The organism is Aquabacterium sp. (assembly GCF_030652515.1).
Lineage (GTDB): Bacteria > Pseudomonadota > Gammaproteobacteria > Burkholderiales > Burkholderiaceae_C > Aquabacterium.
Genome location: NZ_JAUSAR010000209.1, coordinates 1 through 1,970 on the forward strand (window position 1 = coordinate 1; position 1,970 = coordinate 1,970).

Annotated in this window: 1 protein-coding gene; it reads right to left on the bottom strand. The window is 57.5% G+C overall.

What is annotated here, in order from left to right:
• Nucleotides 1-1,970, bottom strand: a 1,970-nt coding sequence (locus tag Q7V20_RS23245) for a cobaltochelatase subunit CobN (RefSeq protein ID WP_304796395.1), incomplete at both ends; no start/stop codon positions are given.

A 1,970-nucleotide genomic window follows, 5' to 3' on the forward strand; every position in this document is an offset into this window, starting at 1 on the left:
CGCTGACCCCGTTGCCGTAGGAGCCCGACTCCTCGGAGAAGATACGCAGACGACTGAGTTCCTCGGCCTGTTTTTCGTCCATGCCATCAGCCATGAGCTTGGTTTTCAGTTTACGGCTGTTGCCGGCAACAAGGTTCTCGATATCGGTCTGGAGAATGGCCAGCTGCACCGCCTCATCGAGAAACTGCATCTTGTCGGGAAAAAGATCACGATAAAGGCCGGAGGCATTGATCAGGACATCAATACGCGGACGGCCCAGTTCCTTGCCCGGCACCACTTCCAGGCCGGTCACCTTGCCTAATTTCTGCCATTTGGGACGAATCCCCATGAGCCAGAGGATGGTGGACTCGTTCACCCCCTCGTTGCGCAGCGTCTCTACAGCCCACAGCACCACCGCCACCTTTTGCGGATATTTCTGATGCTTTTCCAGATGATTGGCGATGATCTGTTCCGCCGCCTTCTTGCCAAGCTCCCAGGCTGCGGGACTGGGCAGCTTGGCCGGATTAAAACCATAGAGATAGCGGCCGGTAGGAATGGCCCCTGGATTGCGCAGTGGGTCATTGCCCTCGCCCGGCTCCACATAGCGGCCTGCCAGACCATGCAGGAGATTTTTCATCTCCAGATCCGCCGAGGCGCGGATACGGCCCTCCACCTCCTGCTGGTTTTCGCCTGGATTCCATTTGACCACGGCTTCCGCCATTTCCCTGATCTCATCCACGCCCTTATTCCGGCCAAAGGTATGCATGCCGTAAGGGATCATCTCTTCCTTTATCTCTTCCAGATAATGAGCCAGCACCTGGGGCAGCTCCGTATCGCCAATCTCCTTGGATTTATTTTTGGCAAGATCCGTCAAGATCCCTGTTTTCTCAGCCAATATCCGTAATTCCTTCAGCTTTTCCGGGACAGTGGCGCTCTCGCGGGCCTCTGCCTGTTCAATCTCGCCCGCCAGCTCGGCCATGCGGCCGTACTCCGCATAGAGGCCGGACTGGCGCAGCATGGGCGTAAGGTGAGAAAGCATGACGCCCCGGCCCCGTCGCTTGGCTTGGATGGCCTCACCCACATCATCAACGATATAGGGGTAGAGATTGGGGATATCGGAGATCAGCACCTCAGGTGGACACGATGGGGAAAGCCCGGCCTGCTTGCCCGGCGTCCACTCATAGGTGGCATGGGTGCCGAGATGAATCATGGCACCGGCGCCAAAGGATTTCTTGAGCCAAAGATAGGTGGCGATATACTGGTGATGGGGATAGAGGGTGGTGTCGTGATAGAGCTTCATCGGGTCGTCGCTCCAGCCCCGCGCCGGTTCCGGCAGCATGACCATATTGCCCCGCCGCACCATGGGGATGACGATCTTGCCATTGTGCATCATCATCTGAAAATCACCCGGTTTTCCCCACTGACCAATAACCCCGTCACGGAAGGGTTGCGGCAACTCGGCAAACCACTTCTCATACTCAGCCAGATCAAGCTGGACAAGATCACCCGCCTGCACCATGGCCTCCAGTTCGCCAGGCGCCCAGGAGCCCACATTACGGGCCCCGTTCAGGATTAACTCCTTTACCTCTTTTTCCATGGGTGGTTTGCCGGTGGTATAGCCCGCTCCGGCAAGGCCCTTGAAAATTTCTTCCAGCGAGGCAAAGACATTGAGATAGCTGGCCCCGACATTCTGCTTGCCCTGATGGTGGTTATAAAAAAGGATGGCGATTTTCTTATCGCTGTTGGCCTTCTGTTGCAGATTGATCCAGGCCTGAAGCCGGGGGATAAGACGGTCGATATTCTCAGTGACCGGCCGGCCCAGATACCAGGTCTTGCCGGTGGCCGGGTCCACCACCTTTTCCTTGGCCATGAGTACCGTGGGCTCAATCAGGCCCGAGATCTCCGGCCCGGCCATGGACCAGGCGACCTCCTGCGCCCCAATACCGACCGGGCTTGCACGCCACTCATCCACCGTCTCCTGATAGAGGCTG